1 protein-coding gene is annotated in these 1,746 nt (G+C 37.0%); it reads left to right on the top strand.

Annotated elements, in window-relative coordinates:
- A partial coding sequence (locus tag AB4589_RS25660) for an AAA family ATPase (RefSeq protein WP_372101984.1) occupies positions 1 to 1,673 on the top strand: 1,673 nt, incomplete at its 5' end.
- Positions 1,674 to 1,746 lie beyond the last annotated feature (73 nt).

Raw genomic sequence — 1,746 nt, 5'->3', positions numbered from 1 at the left:
CTAACTGGAGCAGATCAGTTTTATGGTGGAATGTAGAATATTACAAGGACTTTGAAGTGGCTTATCGTTTAATTTATCTAAAGATTGCTCGTTTTAAAAATATCATAGATCGAGATGTTAATTTTACACTCGATTATAATATCGTCGAGGATGAGACAAATAAAAAGCTGATTATAGAAGAAACTGACTTTTCTAAGACAGCTCAGCTAGGTAAGAACCCTCTATCCCACTTAGATGCTTTTACTGCTTTAGTTGGTGCCAACGGTTCGGGGAAATCCAATTTAATTGAGCTAATAAGTTATGTCTACACTACAGGTATGTTTCCTAAGGGCCTGACTAGAAAGGGAGATGATAGTTACGCTTTGATTGAACAAAATGTTGAGGGTGTTAAGAGCTTCTTTTGTGTAACGCCCAGCTTAGAGTATCACAATGAAAAACTATCTAGCTCTGAGAACGTGGCATTTTGTTCAGTGTTAACGGGCTACAATGAGTTTGGAAAAACGATCCTTTATCATCCACTTAATGACTTATCAGCCGGAACCTCATCTAATGTGGTTTTTAATAGTGAAAAAATAGCATCAAACCCTTTTAAAAAATTAACTTCAGGAACGACAGATAGTAAGTTGGCCAAACGGTTCGCGATCAATGCCGATAGCCTGGCAAAATTCGATGCTTTTAAACACATATCCGAAAATAAACATTCTAAGTTAGTGTTGTTATTTAGCGATTTTAGAACTGCGATTGAGAATGACATATCGCTACAAGAACAATTTTCAGTTTTTAGTAAAAGGACTGCACAAGTAAAGCTCTACAATGCATTTCTTGAACATATTAGGCTAGAGAACCATTCCGAAAGTTCATTTGTATTGATTTACACCTTCCTTGTTACGTTTAGCGGAGTACAACACCATAAACGTTATACAGATGTGCCTTATTTGGTGGCTTTGATGGTGACTTTTAGTATGTTCTCTGAGGAGGTTGATTTTATTCAGCCTTACCACAGCGACTTGATAAAGTATGTAAAAGGTCAGCAGTGGGAAGATTTCAGAGATGAAATATTTGCTCACGTAAATGACTTTAGAGAAAGACTAAGTCTATTTTCAATAGAATATAATGAGCTTAATGGTAGTCATTTATCGGTTTCTCTATCTGATGTCATGGAAGAGAGTGGGATTCTAGATCTAATTTGTTCCAACGATTGGTTTGATTTATCGAATCAGAAGAGGGGATTTCAAGGTGCAGGAATTTCTTTAAAAATAGACGGGCTAAGCTCTGGAGAGATTAGTGCAATCCATTACTTGAATGAGCTTTACGAAAAGATCAGGGAGTATGGTGCAACAGCTCTTGTCATCTTGGATGAGCCTGAGAATTCTTTTCATCCTGAGTGGCAACGACTACTGATTTCAATATTAGACGAGATGTATGAAGAACTAAATGTCAGCCCCCAAACAATTATTTCGTCCCATAGCCCTTTTATTCTTTCAGATACTTTATCTGGAAAAGTTGTATTTCTAGGTGAAAATAGAGGTTTGGAAAATTGCTTTGCAGCAAATATTCATGACCTTTTATCTAATGGCTTTTTCTTGACCCAAACGATTGGTAGTGCTGCTCAAAAGGAAGTATTAAAAGTTGTTAGCTTTGATCTGCTCCAGTCAGACTGGACACTTAGCTAAGCGACATTTCGCTTTTCAAAGTTCATTGGGCTTAGGTACCCAAGAGCACTGTGCCTTCTCGTTCGATTATAAT

The sequence above is a fragment of the Vibrio sp. 10N.222.49.A3 genome, from assembly GCF_041475145.1.
Taxonomy (GTDB): domain Bacteria; phylum Pseudomonadota; class Gammaproteobacteria; order Enterobacterales; family Vibrionaceae; genus Vibrio; species Vibrio tasmaniensis_A.
The sequence above is the reverse complement of the archived record's forward strand: the minus strand, read 5'-3'. Positions and strand labels throughout refer to the sequence as shown.